The organism is Nitrosomonas oligotropha, assembly GCF_900106555.1.
GTDB classification, from domain to species: Bacteria; Pseudomonadota; Gammaproteobacteria; order Burkholderiales; family Nitrosomonadaceae; genus Nitrosomonas; species Nitrosomonas oligotropha_A.
Genome location: NZ_FNOE01000006.1, coordinates 60,611 through 79,440, shown reverse-complemented (window position 1 = coordinate 79,440; position 18,830 = coordinate 60,611). Strand labels below are relative to the sequence as shown.

Annotated in this window: 16 protein-coding genes; 7 read left to right on the top strand and 9 right to left on the bottom strand. The window is 52.2% G+C overall.

All coding sequences use genetic code 11. From position 1 onward, the window contains the following. Positions 1-3 precede the first annotated feature (3 nt). The 3 genes from BLU57_RS16005 (at position 4) to BLU57_RS05210 (ending at position 4,400) form a co-directional block, all read left to right on the top strand. The gene (locus BLU57_RS16005; RefSeq protein ID WP_090317364.1) at positions 4-189 is read left to right on the top strand and encodes a hypothetical protein; all 186 of its coding nucleotides are present in this window, start codon (positions 4-6) and stop codon (positions 187-189) included. Between the two features lie 350 nt (positions 190-539). After that, positions 540-3,221 (top strand): RNA-directed DNA polymerase, encoded by a 2,682-nt coding sequence (locus BLU57_RS05215; protein ID WP_218131636.1) that lies wholly within the window; start codon positions 540-542, stop codon positions 3,219-3,221. Between the two features lie 162 nt (positions 3,222-3,383). After that, on the top strand, positions 3,384-4,400 hold the full coding sequence (locus BLU57_RS05210) for a Fic family protein (protein WP_090317357.1): 1,017 nt from the start codon (positions 3,384-3,386) through the stop codon (positions 4,398-4,400). A gap of 14 nt (positions 4,401-4,414) precedes the next feature. On the opposite strand, the gene BLU57_RS05205 is transcribed toward BLU57_RS05210, so the two are convergent. Beyond that, positions 4,415-4,747: a putative signal transducing protein gene (locus BLU57_RS05205; RefSeq protein WP_090317354.1), complete on the bottom strand. Its 333-nt coding sequence runs from the start codon at positions 4,745-4,747 to the stop codon at positions 4,415-4,417. 46 nt (positions 4,748-4,793) lie between these two features. On the opposite strand from BLU57_RS05205, the gene BLU57_RS05200 reads away from it, so the two are divergent. Next, positions 4,794-5,684, top strand: a complete 891-nt coding sequence (locus BLU57_RS05200) for a recombination-associated protein RdgC (protein WP_090317351.1) — start codon at positions 4,794-4,796, stop codon at positions 5,682-5,684. A gap of 19 nt (positions 5,685-5,703) precedes the next feature. Here BLU57_RS05200 and BLU57_RS05195 read toward each other — a convergent pair whose 3' ends face one another. The 7 genes from BLU57_RS05195 to BLU57_RS05165 all read right to left on the bottom strand — a co-directional run bounded on the left by BLU57_RS05195 (position 5,704) and on the right by BLU57_RS05165 (position 13,912). After that, positions 5,704-6,402: a DUF6781 family protein gene (locus BLU57_RS05195; RefSeq protein ID WP_090317348.1), complete on the bottom strand. Its 699-nt coding sequence runs from the start codon at positions 6,400-6,402 to the stop codon at positions 5,704-5,706. Positions 6,403-6,444: 42 nt separating this feature from the next. Continuing rightward, on the bottom strand, positions 6,445-7,761 hold the full coding sequence (serS, locus tag BLU57_RS05190; protein WP_090317345.1) for a serine--tRNA ligase: 1,317 nt from the start codon (positions 7,759-7,761) through the stop codon (positions 6,445-6,447). A gap of 35 nt (positions 7,762-7,796) precedes the next feature. Beyond that, entirely contained in the window at positions 7,797-9,131 is a 1,335-nt protein-coding gene (locus BLU57_RS05185) for a replication-associated recombination protein A (RefSeq protein ID WP_090317343.1), read from the bottom strand. Continuing rightward, positions 9,109-9,735: an outer membrane lipoprotein periplasmic chaperone LolA gene (gene lolA, locus BLU57_RS05180; RefSeq protein WP_090317340.1), complete on the bottom strand. Its 627-nt coding sequence runs from the start codon at positions 9,733-9,735 to the stop codon at positions 9,109-9,111. Before lolA ends, BLU57_RS05185 begins: the two co-directional genes overlap by 23 nt. A 53-nt stretch (positions 9,736-9,788) precedes the next feature. Continuing rightward, complete coding sequence (locus tag BLU57_RS05175) at positions 9,789-12,089, bottom strand: DNA translocase FtsK (RefSeq protein WP_090317337.1); 2,301 nt, start codon at positions 12,087-12,089, stop codon at positions 9,789-9,791. 178 nt (positions 12,090-12,267) lie between these two features. Continuing rightward, positions 12,268-12,990, bottom strand: a complete 723-nt coding sequence (locus tag BLU57_RS05170; protein WP_256206134.1) for a GGDEF domain-containing protein — start codon at positions 12,988-12,990, stop codon at positions 12,268-12,270. A 430-nt stretch (positions 12,991-13,420) separates the two neighbouring features. Further along, entirely contained in the window at positions 13,421-13,912 is a 492-nt protein-coding gene (locus BLU57_RS05165) for an RDD family protein (protein WP_090317331.1), read from the bottom strand. 299 nt (positions 13,913-14,211) lie between these two features. Between BLU57_RS05165 and BLU57_RS05160 the strand changes: the two genes are divergently transcribed. Genes BLU57_RS05160 through BLU57_RS05150 form a run of 3 tightly spaced genes read left to right on the top strand, consistent with a single transcriptional unit; the run spans position 14,212 to position 16,103 of the window. Continuing rightward, a complete protein-coding gene (locus BLU57_RS05160) occupies positions 14,212-14,916 on the top strand; it encodes an energy transducer TonB (protein WP_090317328.1) in 705 nt (234 codons plus the stop codon). 3 nt (positions 14,917-14,919) lie between these two features. Then, positions 14,920-15,681: a MotA/TolQ/ExbB proton channel family protein gene (locus BLU57_RS05155; RefSeq protein ID WP_090317325.1), complete on the top strand. Its 762-nt coding sequence runs from the start codon at positions 14,920-14,922 to the stop codon at positions 15,679-15,681. A gap of 2 nt (positions 15,682-15,683) precedes the next feature. Continuing rightward, positions 15,684-16,103 carry an ExbD/TolR family protein gene (locus BLU57_RS05150; RefSeq protein WP_090317322.1) on the top strand — a complete coding sequence of 140 codons (420 nt, stop codon included), beginning with the start codon at positions 15,684-15,686 and terminating at the stop codon, positions 16,101-16,103. A 44-nt stretch (positions 16,104-16,147) separates the two neighbouring features. Here BLU57_RS05150 and BLU57_RS05145 read toward each other — a convergent pair whose 3' ends face one another. Then, positions 16,148-18,655 (bottom strand): cation-translocating P-type ATPase, encoded by a 2,508-nt coding sequence (locus BLU57_RS05145; RefSeq protein ID WP_256206133.1) that lies wholly within the window; start codon positions 18,653-18,655, stop codon positions 16,148-16,150. Between the last annotated feature and the right edge of the window lie 175 nt (positions 18,656-18,830).

The window sequence follows — 18,830 nt, the reverse complement described above, 5'->3', positions numbered from 1 at the left end:
AATATGAGCGTTTGTGATTGTATCGTCGGATTGATCACCAATATCAAAAGAGCCGAAAGCTACCAAAAAAGCTTCACTGATCTGGAAAGCCTCTACGATGCCTTAATCCAGCAGACATTCAAGGGGGAGCTGGATTTGTCGCGAGTGCCGCAGGGCGCGCGGCAGCCGGAGGAAGGGTGGAGTAAATGATTGAACTCCAGAATCTTGGTCTTGCCTATCGTAAAGCCAAAGTTGATTTGTACTACTCGTCACATGCCTCGCTGGACGCAATTGCAAACTACGAGGAAAGCCTGCACGAAAACCTCTCTGCGCTGCTGGAGAAGATCAATGGTGAAGATGAATCCTGGGTATCAGAAGCCAGTTTCATTGGAACCTGGACACTGGCAAGCAAATCCGTCGATATGGACGGTTGGAGGCGTCGCCGGAAGGAGAGTGGCAACAGCCTGATTTTCTCTTCCCCGACCGATGAATGGGAATATGCCTGCAAGGCGTTGGCTGAAAACGGAAACTCTGAGAAGCCAAAAGCTGAATTCCGGGTGATGGCGAAGTGCAGCCTGGATTTTCATGTGTTGTCCACGCTGTGGATGCTGGAAGTCGGCTATCTGTTTGATGCCAAGTTGACTGACTGCTCTTATGGCAATCGTTTGCGCCGCACCAAGGATGGTAAACGCATCAATCCGTTGTCGCTGGGTTCGTTCCAGCCCTACCTGAAGCCCTTCCGTGACTGGCGTGACAATGGCATTGTCGCTATGCGTACAGCACTGAACGCTGATAAAAAGATTGTTGCGCTCACTGCCGATGTCAGCTCTTTCTATCACGAACTGAATCCTGGCTTCATGCTGGCCTCAGTCTTCGTCAACGAGGTGTTAGGACTAGAACTGACGGAAGATCAGGCCAAGCTCAACCGTCTTTTTATCCGAGCCATTCAGGCTTGGGCAGCAGCAACACCATTGAAAAAGGGCCTGCCAGTTGGTCTGCCCGCATCGGCAGTAGTAGCTAACATCGCATTGGTTGAACTGGATCGCTGCATCGAGCAGCAGGTGGCACCAATCTACTACGGGCGCTATGTGGACGACATTCTGTTGGTCATGGAGAATGGCGCCGACTTTGGTTCCACCGTTCAGCTGTGGGAATGGTTGTTTGCCCGCGCTGGCGGAAAGCTGAACTGGGTTGATTCAGAGAAAAAGCAGCAAATTTGCTTCAAACCGGATTACCTCGGCCAAGGTGAAAGCAAAATCCATTTCGCCAATGGCAAGAACAAGGTGTTCATCCTTGCGGGTGAGCCAGGGAAAACTTTGGTAGACGCTATTGTTCACCAGATTCACGAACGCGCCAGCGAGTGGCGAGCCATGCCACGGCTGCCGCGATCAGCCGAGCATGTCGGAACTGATCTTCTTGCCGCCACACAAAGCGATGGTGAAACCGCGGACAGCCTGCGCAAAGCCGATGTCCTGACCATGCGCCGAGCCGGATTTTCCATCAAGCTACGCGACTTTGAAGCCTATGAGCGTGATCTGCTCCCGGAGGCTTGGGCGAAGCATCGACAAGCATTCTTCCGTGCTTTTATCCAGCATGTGCTCGTGTTGCCACAGTTCTTTGACTTGGCCATCTACCTTCCTCGCGTGATTCGTCTGGCCACGGCGTGCGAGGATTTTGCAGATTTGCGCAGAATCATCGATACACTGGAAAAGCTCTGCAAGCAAGTCAACGATCAGTGCGAAGTCGTCGTTAAGGCATGGCCCGAAGGCGAAGAAAAGCCAAATGCCACCGCGATGATCAGCCGCTGGCAAGAACAGCTCTTTTCCAGCGTCCGCGAGAGCATCACAGCTGCCTTTCCTCCCCGTTTATCCAAAGCGGGCAAGCAGGCATGGAAAGTACACATGGAAGACTGTCACCCAACGGTTGACCTTGAAACCATTCTGGCGTGGCCGCTATCAGCCAAAGACTTTCAAACACAACAGGCGCGACTGTTCTCATTCGACCTCGCGCATATGCCTTTCCGTTTCATTGGCTTGCCAAAGGAGATGGTGGCCCAGCGCGGCATCCCTGCTAAAAAGACGGTTGCTAATTGCACCGAAGTCACACAATTACTGCCGGACAATGTAACGACTGGCACTCAGTCGCTTGCCAAATGGCTAGGGTTCAGGAGCCTGCCGCATGGTCTGATGTTTGCCACCCGCCCTTTTAATCTGCCGGAGCTTTTCGTCCTTAACAAGGATGCCTATGCCGAGACTGAGCGCGCTGCCATGCAAAAGGTTGTGCTTGCGGTGAGGGGCTTTGAACTCAATGAGAAAGCCCCTTGTTTCGACAAGCACGGAGTTCTGCAAATTCCGGATGGCATCATCTCACGCAAATATGGTGTTGCGGTATCCAGTTGGCAGACACACATGGGGAGCTGGATGGCATCCGTCACGCGAAAACCCGACCCAGACGAAGACCGCTACGCACGCCTGTGCCGTTTGCTGGATGGTGTGATAGCTCAACCTCGCGATAGCCGCTACCTAATTTTGCCGGAACTGGCACTGCCTGCGCACTGGTTTATCCGCATTGCCCGCAAGCTGCAAGGCCGAGGCATTTCGTTGATCACGGGTATCGAATACCTGCACGTCAGCAAAGCAAGGGTACGCAACCAAGTCTGGGCAGCGCTTTCACACAATGGTTTGGGGTTTCCTTCACTGATGATTTACCAGCAGGACAAGCAACGCCCTGCGCTGCATGAGGAACAGGAATTGCAACGGCTTGCCGGACTTGAGATGAAGCCCAGCAAGGTTTGGAAAACGCCACCCATCATTCAGCATGGTGATTTGCGTTTTGCCATGCTGATCTGTAGCGAATTGACCAATATCAGTTACCGTGCAGCCCTACGCGGCAAGGTGGATGTATTGTTTGTACCGGAATGGAATCCCGATACCGAAACCTTCATTGCATTGGTGGAATCCGCTGCGCTGGACATACACGCCTACATCATTCAGTGCAATGACCGTCAATACGGTGATAGCCGCATCCGCGCTCCGTTCAAGGACAGTTGGAAACGCGACGTACTGCGGGTCAAGGGTGGTGTCACCGACTACTGTGTCATTGGCGAAATCTACGTACAATCTCTGCGTCAGTTCCAAAGCAGCCACCGCTCGCCCGACAAACCCTTTAAGCCGGTACCGGACGGATTCAACGATGCGATGGACTACAATCGCAAAGTGTTACCTACAGAAGATGAGGAATGAATAAGGTGATGATCACTACACGACCTTTGCCAATGCAAACTACCTGAGCAAATGCCTATTTTCGGTATCGGCGATATCAAGGGCAAGCATCACAGCAAATGGGAGGCCTGCAATAACTATAACGCCTTCAACCTGTATGCCGCTCAAAGCTAGGGATGTCCTATGAAATATCAACCACCTTATATTATCACTCCAACAATCCTGAATCTGGTTGCTGAGATCAGCGAAACCATCGGCCGCTACACCGTGCTGGCCGAGCAGAGTCTGACGCCACGTTTGCGCCGGGAGAATCGCATTCGTACCATTCATGCTTCGTTGGCTATCGAGAATAATACGTTGACGCTGGAGCAAGTGACTGCGGTGATCGAAGGCAAGCAGGTGTTGGGTCATCCGCGCGAGATTCAGGAGGTACGCAATGCTTTTGCCGCTTACGAGGCTTTGGAAGGCTGGAACGCCGGTTCAGAGCGGGATTTGCTGTCGGCGCACGAGTTGTTGATGCGCGGCCTGGTGGATGGGGCCGGATGTTATCGTTCCGGCGGTGTCGGTATTTTTCAAGGCAAGCAGTTGGTGCATATGGCGCCGCCTGCCAACCGGGTGCCGGAACTGATGGCCGATTTACTGGAATGGCTGGCAATGACTACCGAACATCCGTTGATCGCCGGTTGCGTCTTTCATTACGAGATTGAATTCATTCACCCCTTTGCTGATGGCAATGGTCGCATGGGGCGGTTGTGGCAGACCTTGATCTTGCGTGATTGGAAGCCTTTGCTGGCTTATTTGCCGGTGGAAACGGTAATCCGGGACCATCAAAAAAGTTATTACCAAGCACTGGCGGCAGCCGATGAGCAAGCCGATGCGACACCTTTCATCGTGTTCATGCTGAGCGAGCTACTGGCTGCCATTCGCCAGGCAACAGCTACCGACCAAGTAACCGATCAAGTAACCGACCAAGTTGCAGCGCTGATTCGGGGGATTGGTAACGGTGAATTAAGCAGCAGTGATTTGATGCAGACGCTAGGGCTGGCGCATCGCCCGACTTTCCGGGAAAATTATTTGAATCCGGCATTGGCGGGTGATTGGATCGAGCGCACAGAACCTGATTCACCGCGCAGTCCCAAACAGCGTTATCGATTGACCGCTAAGGGAAGGGACTGGTTGCAGTGGCATGCCGATCAATGAACCGGATTTACCGATCAAGTCAGCTGACGGTTTCCAGCAGTTTCCAGCCCGCCCCCGCACTTCCAGCACAACTGAAAATTGGCCGGATTCTCTTCGCCGCAGGATGGGCATTGCACGTTGCCGGTAGTGACCGGGGTATTTTCGTAGGTTTCGATCACATGTTTGCCACGTTCATAGTCTTCATCGCGCTTGATCCATACTTCCGGGCAGGCGTGGTGAACCGGTATTTCTCCGGCCATGCCTTGCGCGTATTGGTTGAAAATTTGCGCCGGAATGTAGGCGTGTGCGAGCAGATCAAGTACTATCTGCGCTTCCATCAGATTATTGGCGGAATAAATTTTTTTCATGCCGTGATGAGTACCTAACAGATCAATCGATTAACTGACAAAAACTATGTGGTTCAGAAATATACAAGCTTATCGTATTACCAGTGGAAATATAACCCCGGATAGTCTGGAAGAAGCGCTTTCGCAGCACGCGTTGCAGCCGTGCATGCAAATGGAATTGCAAAGCCGCGGCTGGCTAACGCCGCGTGACGAGCAGCCGAATTTTGTACATGCCTATGGGCAGCATTGGTTGATTGCTTTCGGGGTGGAGAAAAAGTTGTTGCCCGCTGGGGTGATCAATCAACATGCGAAAAACCGTATCGTGCAGATCGAGCAGATGCAGGGTTACAAGGCGGGTAAGAAACAGGTGCGCGATATCAAGGAAGCGACCATCGTCGAGCTGCTGCCGCGCGCTTTTGCGCAGCGCCATAAAACTTACGCTTGGATCGATGCACTGAATAACCGGCTGATTCTGGATACATCCAGCGCGCATAAAGCCGAGGAGTTCATCGAAGTGCTGGTGAAAACGGTGCAGGGCATCACGCTGGCGCCGCTGGAAACGAAAATCTCGCCGTCATCGGCGATGACGCGCTGGCTGACGGTTGATGGCGATTTGCCGTCCATTTTTACCATCGACCGCGATTGCGAGCTGCAAGGGATGAGCGATGAGAAGGAAACCATCAAGTACTCCCATCACGTGCTGGAAGCGGAAGAAACCGCGCGGCACATCCGTGCCGGGAAAAAGGCGATCAAACTCGCCATGACATGGGATAGCAAAATCTCGTTTGTGTTGCAGGACAACTTGCAGCTGCGGCGCATTGCACCGCAGGATATTCTGAAGGAGTCCACCGAGAGCGCCGAGGAATTATTCGTCAGCGATTTTACCATCATGACCGGCGAGCTGAGCCAGCTGATCACGGATGTCATTGATGCGCTCGGTGGTGAAGATCACAGCTAACGCAGCTCAGCGGGCCTGTTTAGTGTTTGCCGGTTTTGGTTTGATCCTTGATTCCCGACAGTACACCGCTGGCGGCTTTGCTGACAATGTCAGCCGTCTTTTGCGCCAAACTGGCGCCGGTTTCCACTTGCACGTTGCCAACCGACGCGATCTGCTGCGCAAAAGTCGCTAAGGTTTCCTTCAGCTGCGAGCCCACATTAGTGCCGGTATTTTTGGCATGGTGGCTCAGATCGAGCAGCACATCGGCAATCAGCCCTTGCGCTGCGGTGGCGGTGTGATGCAGTGTCTCCACGAACAAGCTTTCGAGGCTTTCCAGCTCGGAACGGGTGCGCGCCAATTCGGTATCGGAGAATCGCTTGGCCTGCCCTGCGGCTTCTTCGACGGCCAGTTTGGACGCTTCGGCAAATCTTGCCAGCGCGGAATCCAGTCCGGCCACGGCATCGGTAATTTGTGATTTAGCCGCTTGGGTTTGATTGGCTGCTTGTTGCAATTGCTGCGCCGCGCCATCGTGTATCCCTTGCATCACCGCCGTGATGATGCGCCGCAACGACTCCGGATCGACGTTTTTCGCATTCATGGCTTTCAGCGTTAAGCGGTGCACCGTTTCCTGAATATGCGAACCGCTGGCGATGGCTTCACGCACTTCGGCTTCCAGCGTTTTGATATCGTTGTCGCTGCCCGGGGTGTTATTAGACTCATGGGTATTTTCATTGTGCATGATGACGTGTCCTATTAGAAGGTGAAAAGATGAGGTCCGATTTCATTGTCCTCTGCTACTTGCGAGTTGGTCAAGGCCATTCATGTAAGGGCGCAAAACTTCCGGAATAGTGACGCTGCCGTCGGCATTCTGATAATTCTCCAGCACCGCCACCAGCGTGCGTCCGACGGCCAGGCCGGAGCCGTTCAACGTGTGCAACAGCGCCGGTTTGCCGTTTTCGTTGCGGAAACGCGCTTGCATGCGCCGTGCTTGGAATGCTTCGCAGTTGCTGCACGAGGAGATTTCGCGGTAGGTATTCTGCGCGGGCAGCCAGACTTCGATGTCGTAGGTTTTGGCCGCAGAGAAACCCATATCGCCAGTGCACAAGGCCATGACCCGGTACGGCAGCGCCAGTTTTTGTAGAATCTTTTCCGCATGGCCGACCAGTTGCTCCAGCGCTTCATACGATTGATCGGGGTGGACGATGTGCACCAGCTCGACTTTGTCGAATTGATGCTGGCGGATCAGCCCGCGTGTGTCGCGGCCGTAACTGCCCGCTTCGGAACGAAAGCAGGGCGTATGCGCGACGAATTTCAACGGCAATGCTTGCAGTGGCACGATTTCATCGCGCACCATGTTGGTGATCGGGACTTCGGCGGTAGGAATGAGATGGAAATCAGCCGCAGGCGCTTCGCCGGGCGGATTTGCGCCACCGGCATGAACGGAAAACAGGTCTTCCTCGAATTTGGGTAACTGTCCGGTGCCGCGCAAGCTATCCCGGTTGACCAGATAAGGCACATAGGCTTCGGTGTAGCCATGTTCCTGCGTGTGGGTATCCAGCATGAATTGCGCCAGAGCGCGATGTAAACGGGCAAGCCCGCCTTTCATCAAACTGAAACGCGCACCGCTGAGTTTTGCGGCGGTTTCAAAATCCAGCAATCCCAGACCCTCACCGACACTGACGTGATCCTGGATGGCAAAGTCAAATGTGCGCGGTTCGCCCCAACGGCGGATTTGCACGTTGCCGGTTTCGTCTTTGCCTTCCGGCACACTGTCGTGCGGCAGATTCGGTATTTCCAGCAAGATTTTTTGCAGCTGCTGTTGAATCTGCTCCAGGTGGTCTTCCGCTTGCTTCAAGGCATCGCCCAGATGGGCGACTTCGGCCATGATAGCGGAGACATCTTCGCCTTTGCTTTTGGCATGGCCGATTTTTTTCGACGCCGAATTACGCTGCGCTTGCAATTCCTGGGTTTCGGTCTGGACTTTTTTCCGTTCCGCTTCCAGCGCATTGAACGCTTCCACGGGAAAGGCATAACCTCGTTTGGCCAGCTGCAGAGTGACAGTGTCCAGGCCGGTGCGTAATTGTTGAATCTCTAACATGCAAAAACTCCAAAATTATCGATAGATACGGATAGCTATATTTTATGCTTTGCTTTCTCATCCAGGTTGCGCAAATAAGCCAGTTTTTCCCGGATTTTCTGTTCCAGGCCGTAAGCGGTCGGCTGATAAAAACTGACTTCGGGCATGTCATCCGGAAAATAATTCTCTCTCGCGGCATAGGCTTCCGGGCAATCGTGCGCGTAGCGGTAGGCATCGCCGTAGCCGATATCCTTCATCAGTTTTGTCGGCGCATTGCGCAAATGCACCGGCACGCGGCGCGATTTGTCGTGCGCAACCAGTGCGCGTGCTTTATTGTAAGCCAAATAGGCGGCGTTGCTTTTCGGTGCGCAGGCGAGATACAGCGTTGCTTGTGCCAGCGCCAGCTCACCTTCCGGGCTGCCCAGCCGCTCGTAAGTCTCGCACGCATCCAGCGTCAAGCGCAGGGCGCGCGGATCGGCTAGGCCGATATCTTCCGTGGCCATGCGGATCAACCGCCGCCCGATATACAACGCATCGGCGCCGCCATCGAGCATGCGGCACAGCCAGTACAGCGCCGCATCCGGCGAGGATCCGCGTACTGATTTGTGCAGCGCGGATATCTGATCGTAAAACGCATCGCCGCCTTTATCGAAGTTGCGGTTATTGCGTGACAGGGTATTAACGACCATATCCTTTTCGATATGCGTGATGGCTCCAGTTTCCGCCGCAGTATGGATTTGCTCGAGCAAGTTCAGCAGACGCCGGGCGTCGCCGTCAGCGTATTCGATCAACAGTTGCCGTGCTTCGGCGGAGAATTGCAGGTTACCGAGCGCCAGTTTTTGCACGCGCTCCAATAACTGGGACAATTCCGCTTCCGACAACGCTGTCAGCACATAAACCTGGGCGCGCGACAGTAACGCGTTATTGACTTCAAACGATGGGTTTTCCGTGGTCGCGCCGACAAAGGTGATCAAGCCTTGTTCGACATACGGCAGAAAAGCATCTTGCTGCGATTTGTTGAAACGATGCACTTCGTCGACAAACAGGATGGTATGCCGTCCGCTTTGTTGCAACGTCAATTCGGCTTGCTCGATGGCGGCGCGGATATCCTTGATGCCGGACAACACGGCGGACAGCGCAATGAATTCGCTGTTGAATTCGGTCGACATGATGCGCGCCAGCGTGGTTTTGCCGGTTCCCGGCGGGCCCCACAAAATCATCGAGTGCGGTTTGCCCGATTCAAACGCCAGCCGTAACGGTTTTCCGGCGCCGAGCAGATGGCTTTGCCCGATGATATCGTTCAGATGTTTGGGACGTAATTGTTCCGCCAGCGGTACTTGAGGTTGATTCGGTGCAAACAGACCGGCTTCACTCACGGATGACGTCGGCATTTCCAGGCGGTGTGAATTGGAATAAATCGGCGGGTAGCGTTGGATTTTTGTCCCAATCGGAGAATGACAGGATGGTGGTCTGGCCGAAATTATCGCGTAATGCCATGATCTTGAGCACGCCATCTGGAGAAAAAGCCATTTGGATGAACTCGAATGCGCTTTCCTTGCTTTTGGGAATAGCTTCGAGCCATTCCATTTCATTTTGCACACCCAATTCAACCAGTTCAAAATTATCTTCGATGGCGCTGCTGCCCGCCAACAGCGCAGCGGGGCTGCTGCCGATGGCGATATTGAACGGCCGTTCGGTGACTTGGTTCAGATCGCGGTCATAAAACCATACCTTGCTGCCATCGCCGACGATCAATTGCTCGTAAGGTTTATCATACGTCCAGCGGAATTTCTCCGGACGTTCGAATTGCATCGTGCCTTGCGATTCTTGCACCGTGCGCGCGCTTTTGTCGTACAGCGTTTGAGAGAAATTAGCGCGTACCGTACGCGTTTGCTGGATGAAGCTTTTCAAGCTGTTGATGGCGGCTGCTTCAGCCCAGTGGGGTATCAGACTGCTGACGAGCAGGAGAAAAACGAGACAGCTTGAGCGGGCCATAGTATTCCTAAAATGAAATGGGGGTATGAAGCGCATGACGGCAGGGCAGTTGATCATTCGTTGCGTGCCGGAGCCAATACCTCCCGGTTGCCGTTGCTTTGCATCGATGAGACCAGACCGGCGCGTTCCATGTCTTCAATAAGACGGGCGGCGCGATTATAGCCGATGCGTAAATTCCTTTGTACCAGAGAAATCGATGCGCGGCGGGTTTTGACGACGATGGCCACGGCTTCATCATAAAGCGGATCGGCTTCGCCGCCTTGCGGTTTTTTCAGTTCGGAGGAATCGCCGCTATCGTTTTCTTCATCACCAGTTTGTAGAATTTCCTCGATGTAATTGGGTTCGCCATGTTCTTTCAGATATTCAACCACTTTATGTACTTCGTGGTCGGCGACAAAAGCGCCGTGCACGCGTTGCGGGTAACCGCTGCCGGGCGGCAGATACAGCATATCGCCTTGGCCGAGCAGGGCTTCCGCACCCATTTGGTCGAGAATGGTGCGCGAATCGATTTTGCTCGACACTTGAAAAGCGATACGGGTCGGAATGTTGGCTTTAATCAGACCGGTAATTACATCGACCGACGGGCGTTGTGTCGCCAGTAGCAGATGGATGCCGGATGCGCGCGCTTTTTGCGCCAGCCGGGCGATCAGGTGTTCGACTTTCTTTCCGGCGACCATCATCAAATCGGCCAGTTCATCGATAACCACGACAATGAGCGGCAACTCATCCAGATATTCCGGCTCTTCTCCCGGCGGCAGCAATGGATTAACGACAGGTTCTTCGCTTTTAACTGCATCGCGTATTTTCTGATTGTAGCCGCTGAGGTTACGCACACCTAATGCAGACATCAGCTTGTAACGCCGCTCCATTTCACCGACGCACCAATGCAGTGCGCTGGCGGCTTCGCGCATGTCCGTGACAACCGGCGTCAGCAGATGCGGAATGCCTTCGTACACCGACAATTCCAGCATTTTGGGATCGATCAGGATCAGGCGGGTTTGTTCCGGTGTGGTTTTATAAATCAAGCTGAGAATGACTGCGTTGATCGCGACCGACTTGCCCGAGCCGGTGGTGCCCGCGACCAAAGCGTGCGGCATCTTGGCCAGATCAGATACGATCGGGCGGCCGCTGATATCCTTACCCAGCGCGATGGTGAGCGGAGAAGGGGAATCGGCGTAGACCTGCGAACTGAGAATTTCCTGCAAGCGCACGATTTGCCGTTTGGGATTGGGGATTTCCAATCCCATGCTGGTTTTTCCCGGAATGGTTTCAACCACGCGGATGCTGGCAACGGATAATGCGCGCGCCAGGTCCTTAATCAAATTGATGACTTGATTGCCTTTGACGCCGACCGCCGGTTCGACCTCATACCGGGTGATCACCGGTCCTGGGAAAGCCGCAACCACTTTGACATCGACGCCGAATTCCTTGAGTTTGCGTTCGATCAAGCGGGATGTGAACTCGAGAGTTTCTTTGGATAGCACTTCAAAATCTTTTTCCGGCTCGTCCAGCAGATGCAAAGGCGGCAGCGGAGAATCGGGCAGATCGGAAAACAACGAAGGTTGTTTTTCTTTGATGATGCGTTGCGATTTAATAATCACCGTCGTTGGCGGTTCGATATGTAGCAATGGTGTGCTCTCTACCCGTTTTTTTTCGCTTTCGACGATTTTATCGCGCGTTCGTGCGGCAATGATACCGGCGAGTTTATCCTGCCGTGTTTCCCAAGTGTTTATTAGCAGGAGCAGCAAATTTTCGACACTTTCACCGATTTTTTCTACAAATCGCACCCACGACAACCCGGTAAACTGACTAAAGCCGACAGCGATGAGGATCAGTAAGGTTAGTGTCGCGCCAGTAAAACCGAGAATTTGCGACAGATAATGGCTGATGGCATTGCCCAGCATGCCACCCGGCATCAGTGGCAGGGCAATATTGATGGAATAAAACCGCAGTGATTCCAGTCCGCTGCTGGCGGTCAGTAGTAAGAGAAAACCGCCCAAGGTCAGGAATAAGGAGTGACGGTCAAAAATGCCGGCGCTATCGATGCGGCGGTAGCTCCAGGCAATTGCGGACAGAAAGAATGCCACCAACCACCATGCCGATGCGCCGAATAAGTACAGCAACAAATCGGCGAGCCAAGCCCCGGCATGCCCACCAGCATTCTGGATTTGATTGAAATCGCCGCTATGCGACCAACCGGCATCGCCACGGTCGTAACTGAAAAATATCAACACCAGATAAAGTGCCGCGCCCATCAGTATCAGCAGGCCGGATTCCCGCAATAACCGGGATACTCTGGGTGAGAAGGAATGGCCGCTTGATTTCTTGGCCATCGGCTTGTTAATTAAACTCATGGGTATCTCAGAAACGAAAAATTTTGTCTGGCGGATACGCTGAATTATATAAGAGAATATGCAGTAATTTCTTTAATGCAGCAGTAAATGCATTTAGTTACTGTATTAACAGCGGGTATTGATGTGTGGTAGTCGTGTTTAGCGATCTCAAATGGGCAAAAAGCGCACGCTAAGAAGCTTAAACGGTGTCTGTCGATCTTGAACGCGATAAAATCGCAGGAACCGTCGATTTATCTTTATTGACGATCTGCGGCAGCGTGGAAACCTGGTTTCCGCCGTTTCGTTTCGCGGTAAAGAGTGCATCTTCGGCACGTTTACACAATTTTAACTTGTTATCGGTTTCATCCAGCATGGCAATGCCGATGCTGACCATGATTTTATTTTCAGTGTTTTTATCCATTTTGGTGGAAACTTTTTTGCGCACCGATTCGCATACTTTTTTCGCTTCGTATAGATCCGTTTCCGGAAATAAAATGGCAAATACATTGATATCAATGCGATAAAACAGATCGGTGATTCTGATATTGGTTTTGATCTCGTGAGAAATCTGTTTTATCGAGTCATTTTTGTTTTTGTAATCATAATCATCGCTAAATAGCTTAAGCAGATCGAGATCGATGATCGCGATGGAGAAGCTCCGATGATATCGTCTCGAACGCAAGATTTCCGTATCCAATTCGGATTCAAAAGCCTGTCTGTTTTTATAGCCGGTGATTGGATCAATCAGCACCTGGGTCAGCAAGGTGGACATGTCGCTATTCGTTTTTTTGATCTTGATGACCATCAATGCGGAACAAATAATCAATAACAAAGTCAGTCCGCGATTAAATACTACGACATTCATCGGCATTACAATGCCGGGAGATAGATAAAAGCCAGTGATGGTAAGAATAAGCGTCATTGCGGTAATGCAATAGGTAAACCGGATTCCGCTCACCCAGAGGCTGGAAAATATCACCAGTATATACGGTACCGCAGCAGCAACTCCTAATGGAGTATTTAAGTCAACGACAAAAATGCACAGCATTAAAGCTATGACAATGAACATGTTTGCCTGAATTGCACATTCTCTGAATAAGACTTTCAAAGCAGCGGCTGCTGAGATAATTTGGCTACGCATGGGCTATATAGTAATTTGTAAAAAAGTCGGATTGCTTATTTTTACGGATTCCGGAAATTAAACTTTATGAACAGATAAGCGCATAACTAAATTGATAACAATCAATTTATTATACATTCTTTTAAAAATTAAATTGTAAATTTTGCATATAAATTTATGCTAACAAATGAAAATTTATCATTGGCTTGCCAGTGGTGATCCGGTCCGGCAATTACTCCTCTAACCGGATAATACGCGTTCTGGCTAACCGGTCATGCAGATACTGGCGATCGCGATCGAATAATGCCCAAATGAATCCGGAGCCAAAAATAAGAACGCTGATGAGTACGAGCTGATAGTGAGAAATAAAATTAATGGGAAAAACCCAATCGATAACGACAAAAATGAATATGCCCGCTAAGGAAAATAAGTACCGGGCAATGGCTTGTTTTTTTGTCAGGCCGTGGCCATCCGCGGTGACAAGCCGCATCTTCCAAGTTTGCATCGCGAGCGTTTGTCCGCCATGGGTCCAGAACCAGGTAAAGTAGTATCCCATGATGGCAAACAGATAGCATTGAAACAGCGGTTTGAAATAAGCAGCTTGCGTGTCGGTGAAAATAAAATGAAAAATGAAACTGGCGATAAACAAAACAGCCAATATCAGAAGAAAATCATAAATCAGGCAGACGATGCGGCGCCAAAAACTGGGAGTGGAATAGGTCATGTTTATTGTTGTAAATGAAAGTGATGAAACTATCCGTGCGATGACTGCACATGAATTGCCCGGAATCGGTGACATTGTATGTTGAAATGGAATTTAATATAAGCTTTGGTTATTGATAATTATTATCGTTTTCGTTAAAATGTTTATTTGACAGGCTTAATCTGAATTAATGCGCGTTTAATTGCAGCATAGCGTTGTTTTCAGGGATTGTTGCCGATGAGTCAAAAATCAAAATCAACGGTGTCCGGCGTATTTTAGATCAAGTAAATAAGAAGTCTGTCTGATTTGTTTATTCTGTAATGCATTCACTATCCCGGAAAAATATTGAGTATTTAGGGCAGCAGCGCCTTATTTCATTACCTGGGCTGTTGTTTGTACTCGTTATCCATGCCGCGCTATTTTATTTTTTGTGGCATCAGCGTTTGATTCCACATCCGGAGCAGGCACTGACATTGTTTGCCGAATTGATCACACCGCCCGCGCCGGTTACGCCGCCTAAAGCATCACCCGAACCGGCACCGGTTAAACTCCAGCCGGTGAAAAAGCCGGTGGTCAAACCAAAACAGGAACAGCTGGTAGCGAAATCCCCGAAAGTCTCCGAAAAGAAACAAGCTGAGCCAGCGCCGAAACCGCTGCAGGAGCCGGTGACCGAGCAAGTGACAGCAGCGCCGCCCGTGGTTGAAGCATCACCCAAGCAAATGCCAACAGCACCGGTGGCTCTGTCTTCGGAATTGTCGGTATCCTGCCCCAAATTAACGCCGCCCGAATATCCTGCCATTTCCCGGCGCATGGGGGAAGAAGGGAAACTGGTGCTGCGTGTGGAATTGGATGAAAACGGGCATATCGATAATGCGAAAGTTCTTAACAGCAGCGGCTATGAGCGGCTTGATGCTGCTGCACTGAGCGCGGTGAAGAGCTGGCAATGCAATCCATCGCTGCGTGATGGCCAGCCGGTCCGGGCTGTTGCCTTACAACCCTTTAATTTTGTACTGCAAGGAAATTAATTCATGGAACAAGGGCTTGGTTTTTCTAATTTTCTCGATCAGATTGACGGCGTTGGCATGAGCGTGCTGGTGTTGCTGTTGTCGCTCTCGGTGGCAAGCTGGTATCTAATCATCACTAAAAGTATCGCCAATTTGATGGCGAAGCGCCGTGCCGAGGCGTTTTTGAAACACTTCTGGAGTTTTGATTCGTTGGAGGCGGTGCATGTCGAATTCAGAAATGCCGCGCCGGATAACGCCTTTGCGGAGCTTGCCAAACTGGGCATTGACGCGGCCGCTGATTCCAAAATTCACAGTTCTCACAAGTTGGCTGCAGCTGGTGGAACCAGCGAATTTCTGACACGGACCTTGCGCAACGGCATCGATCAGGAAGCGACGCGTGTTGAAAATGGCCTTACATTGATCGCAACAGCTGGTTCGGCCGCGCCTTATATCGGCTTGTTTGGAACCGTCTGGGGTATTTATCATGCACTCATTCAAATCGGACTTTCCGGTCAAGGCACCTTGGACAAAGTTGCCGGTCCGGTTGGTGAAGCTCTGATCATGACCGCGCTGGGATTGGCGGTGGCGATACCGGCCGTGCTGGCTTATAACGCTTTTGTCCGCCGTAACCGGATCTGGCTCGCGCGTTTGGAAGCTTTTGCGCATGATCTGTTCATACTGATCACCGTCGGCGATGACAATGAACCGCCGGAAGCCGCATCGCAATCGCCGGTTACGGCGGCTATTCCCGGAACTGCCGATATTGCGATTGAAAGGGGACAATAAGAATGGCCTTTGGAAGCATGCAGGATAGCGGGCGCCAGGCGCCCATGTCGGAAATCAATGTGGTGCCGCTGGTGGATGTCATGCTGGTGCTATTGATTATTTTTATCATCACGGCTCCGCTGCTGACGCATTCCGTTAAAATCGATTTGCCGAAAGCGGAAAGCAATCCCAATATCACCCAGCCTGAGCATGTCGAGCTGGCGATTCGCGCGGATGGCAGTCTTTTTTGGAATGGTGAGCCGGTAGCATTGGAGCAGTTGGCGCCGCGTTTTGCAGCAAAAGTAGCGCAAGCGCCCAATACCGAATTGCATATTCGCGCCGATAAGCTGGCGCATTACGAACATGTCGCGCGGCTCATGAGTATTGCAGCCAAAGCCGGTCTGACAAAAATCGGTTTTATTACCGATCCGTCTGAAAAATAAAAACTGTTTGAAGCCGGTTGATGCAGGCTGTATGACCGGTTAAGTTAATCGCTGTGTTGCTGGGATTGTGTTTGCCGCTCCCGGAAGATACGCAATCCATTGACGCGGCCCAGTAATGTCAATGCCGCAGCGATCATTCCGCTGGCAATCGCTAATAGCCAGTCGTCAACATGCAGCGGTGCGAGGTGCAGGAATCCCGCCAGCGCAGGTATCTGCACCAGCAAACATGACAATCCAATGGTGAGGCTGACGATGTACCACGCAGCACTGGAATGCATGCGGCTCAGCACGGCAGTGATTCCCACGCTGGCGGCGATCAAGGTCACCAGCGCCATCGCACGGGCATGATCGACATCGTATCCAGCCCCCAAGCTGCGGATGTAAGCCAGCGTCACAATCACGGTTAAGGTTAATCCGGCCAATCCCATCGCGAACCACTGCCACCTGCTGAAAAAGCGCAGTTGCTTTGTGGGCGGCTGGTACACCAATGTTTTATTGCCGGCTATCTCCTGAAATACCAGCAATGCAGTGGGATGAATGACCAGTTCCAGCCAGACGATATGAATGGGCAGATACAGCATCGGGTATCCGGCCAGCGGAATGAGCGCGGCGGTGAGCACGAGCGGTAAATGAATCATCAGCAGATATTGGAAGCTCAGCTGCAGGTTGGTGAATAATTGCCGTCCTTCGGCGATGGCTTGCACGATGCTGTGGAAATTGTCGTCGAGCAACACGATTGCAGCGACTTCACGTGCACTGCGGGTACCGCGTTGTCCCATGGCAATGCCGATATCGGCCGCTTGCAGGGCGGGCACGTCGTTAATGCCATCGCCCGTAGCGGCGACGATTTCCCCGCTGTTTTGCAGTGTTTGCACCAGAAGCAATTTTTGTGCGGGCACGGCGCGCGCGATCACATCAATGTTGCGCAGAACATCAGATTCACCGCGCACCAACTGCGTTTGGATCTCATCCGCGGTTACCACCTGCGGCGTGGCTCCACCTAAACCGATTTCTCTGGCTACCGCGCGCGCAGTGGCGGGATGATCCCCAGTTATCATGATGATGCGGATCTGGGCATCGCGGCATAAGAGTACGGCTCCGGGCACACCTTCGCGCACCGGATCTTCGAATGCCAGCGCACCGGCAAAAATGAAATCGCGATCCGGTTCACCGCCATGCCAGCTCGCGCCATCGAGTGTTTGCCAAGCACAGGCGATTACTTTGTGCCCGCTGCCGGCCAGTTCATCGATACGTTGTTGCCAGCCGGTAAGTGCCGTTCCATCAAGCTTGCAGTGCGCCAATACAATTTCCGGGGCGCCTTTAAGCACGGCCAGCAGCGCATCGCTGGAGCGGATGATGGCGGCTTCGCATTTGCGGTCTTCGGTAAATGGAAAACTTTCAACCACAGCGTCGTGCAACGGTGTTTCCAGCGAATTAAGAATGGCCAGATCCACCGGATCGCTTGTTTCGTGGCGCGAAGCCATTGCGGCGATTTCCAGCAAGCGCTCTTCGCTGAAACCCTGTGCCGGATAACGGTGCGATAGCTGTAAGCGGCCTTCCGTCAGTGTGCCGGTTTTATCGGAGCAGATACAGGATACGCGGCCAATGTTTTCCACTACGACAGCGCGTCGCACCAAGGCTTGCCGTTTGGCTAAGCGGTAGACGCCGACGCCGAGGAAGAAGGTCAGAACGACGGGAAATTCTTCCGGCAATGCGGCCACTGCAAGCGTTACCGCACTCAGCAGCGCATCCAGTAAACCGTGCCCTTGCTCCCAGCGCACCCACGCTAAGCCCAAGCAGATGACAGCAGCTGCAGCCAGCAGTATTGCGACGAGGTTGCTGACGGCACTTTGTAGCGGTGTGCGGGTGTGCGTGCCTAGCATCGCCGAATGCACGATTTCACCATAGAGGGTTTCCACGCCGGTGAAAACAATGCGCAAGCGGACGTTGCCCTTTAACAGACGGGTACCGGCAAATAGCCAGGATGCACTGGCTATATACGCGGTGTGTTCCTGATGCGGCAAAGCGGCGACGGCAAGTTTACGCACCGGAAAGGCTTCTCCCGTCAGTAACGATTCATCGCACAATACATCTTCGGCATATTCGATCAGTCCATCGGCAGGGCATGATTCGCCCGTGCCGAGCAGCACCAAATCGCCGGGAACCAGTTCTGCCGCAGCGATTCGTTGCGGCTGACCGTCGCGTATCACCGTGGTCTGTGCTGTCAAACAATCGCTTAGGCCGGCAATGGATGCTTGTGTGCGCCGGTGCAGATAGGCATCCATACCGAGAAAAGGAATCAGTGCGACAAGTAAAATAATGGCTTCGGTCAATTCACCAACTGCCAAAAACAACGCACTGGTGCCGAGCAGGAACCATAGCATCGGATCTCGAAGGGTATTGCGGAGAATATCCCGCCAGCCCGTTGGCGGTATTTCAACGATACGGTTGTCGCCATATTGCTGCTGGCGTATTTTTATTTGCGCGGAGTCAAGCCCATCTTGCAATGAGCCGGAAATATTCAGGCGATCCGGGGGCGCGTAGCGCAGCATCTTAAATGTTGATTCGGGTGGGCCTGGAACAGTATGGATAAGCTACATCAATGCAACTATTCTGAACGATAACCGTGCTGATTGATGTGGCTGCTGTGAGAAGATTGGAGCAGTGATGAAGGGAATTGCTTCTCTGAATGATCCGTAATAAAAAACGGCTCCTCATAACTGCTAG

Excerpts from the sequence above, each read along its gene's own strand:
- BLU57_RS05155 (WP_090317325.1), top strand. The coding sequence starts at position 14,920 with ATGGAACAAGGGCTTGGTTTTTCTAATTTTCTCGATCAGATTGACGGC.
- BLU57_RS05200 (WP_090317351.1), top strand. The coding sequence starts at position 4,794 with ATGTGGTTCAGAAATATACAAGCTTATCGTATTACCAGTGGAAATATA.
- BLU57_RS05165 (WP_090317331.1), bottom strand. The coding sequence starts at position 13,912 with ATGACCTATTCCACTCCCAGTTTTTGGCGCCGCATCGTCTGCCTGATT.
- BLU57_RS05150 (WP_090317322.1), top strand. The coding sequence starts at position 15,684 with ATGGCCTTTGGAAGCATGCAGGATAGCGGGCGCCAGGCGCCCATGTCG.
- BLU57_RS05170 (WP_256206134.1), bottom strand. The coding sequence starts at position 12,990 with ATGACGCTTATTCTTACCATCACTGGCTTTTATCTATCTCCCGGCATT.
- BLU57_RS16005 (WP_090317364.1), top strand. The coding sequence starts at position 4 with ATGAGCGTTTGTGATTGTATCGTCGGATTGATCACCAATATCAAAAGA.
- BLU57_RS05195 (WP_090317348.1), bottom strand. The coding sequence starts at position 6,402 with ATGCACAATGAAAATACCCATGAGTCTAATAACACCCCGGGCAGCGAC.
- serS (WP_090317345.1), bottom strand. The coding sequence starts at position 7,761 with ATGTTAGAGATTCAACAATTACGCACCGGCCTGGACACTGTCACTCTG.
- lolA (WP_090317340.1), bottom strand. The coding sequence starts at position 9,735 with ATGGCCCGCTCAAGCTGTCTCGTTTTTCTCCTGCTCGTCAGCAGTCTG.
- BLU57_RS05175 (WP_090317337.1), bottom strand. The coding sequence starts at position 12,089 with ATGAGTTTAATTAACAAGCCGATGGCCAAGAAATCAAGCGGCCATTCC.
- BLU57_RS05205 (WP_090317354.1), bottom strand. The coding sequence starts at position 4,747 with ATGAAAAAAATTTATTCCGCCAATAATCTGATGGAAGCGCAGATAGTA.
- BLU57_RS05215 (WP_218131636.1), top strand. The coding sequence starts at position 540 with ATGGCGAAGTGCAGCCTGGATTTTCATGTGTTGTCCACGCTGTGGATG.
- BLU57_RS05160 (WP_090317328.1), top strand. The coding sequence starts at position 14,212 with ATGCATTCACTATCCCGGAAAAATATTGAGTATTTAGGGCAGCAGCGC.
- BLU57_RS05185 (WP_090317343.1), bottom strand. The coding sequence starts at position 9,131 with ATGCCGACGTCATCCGTGAGTGAAGCCGGTCTGTTTGCACCGAATCAA.
- BLU57_RS05210 (WP_090317357.1), top strand. The coding sequence starts at position 3,384 with ATGAAATATCAACCACCTTATATTATCACTCCAACAATCCTGAATCTG.
- BLU57_RS05145 (WP_256206133.1), bottom strand. The coding sequence starts at position 18,655 with ATGCTGCGCTACGCGCCCCCGGATCGCCTGAATATTTCCGGCTCATTG.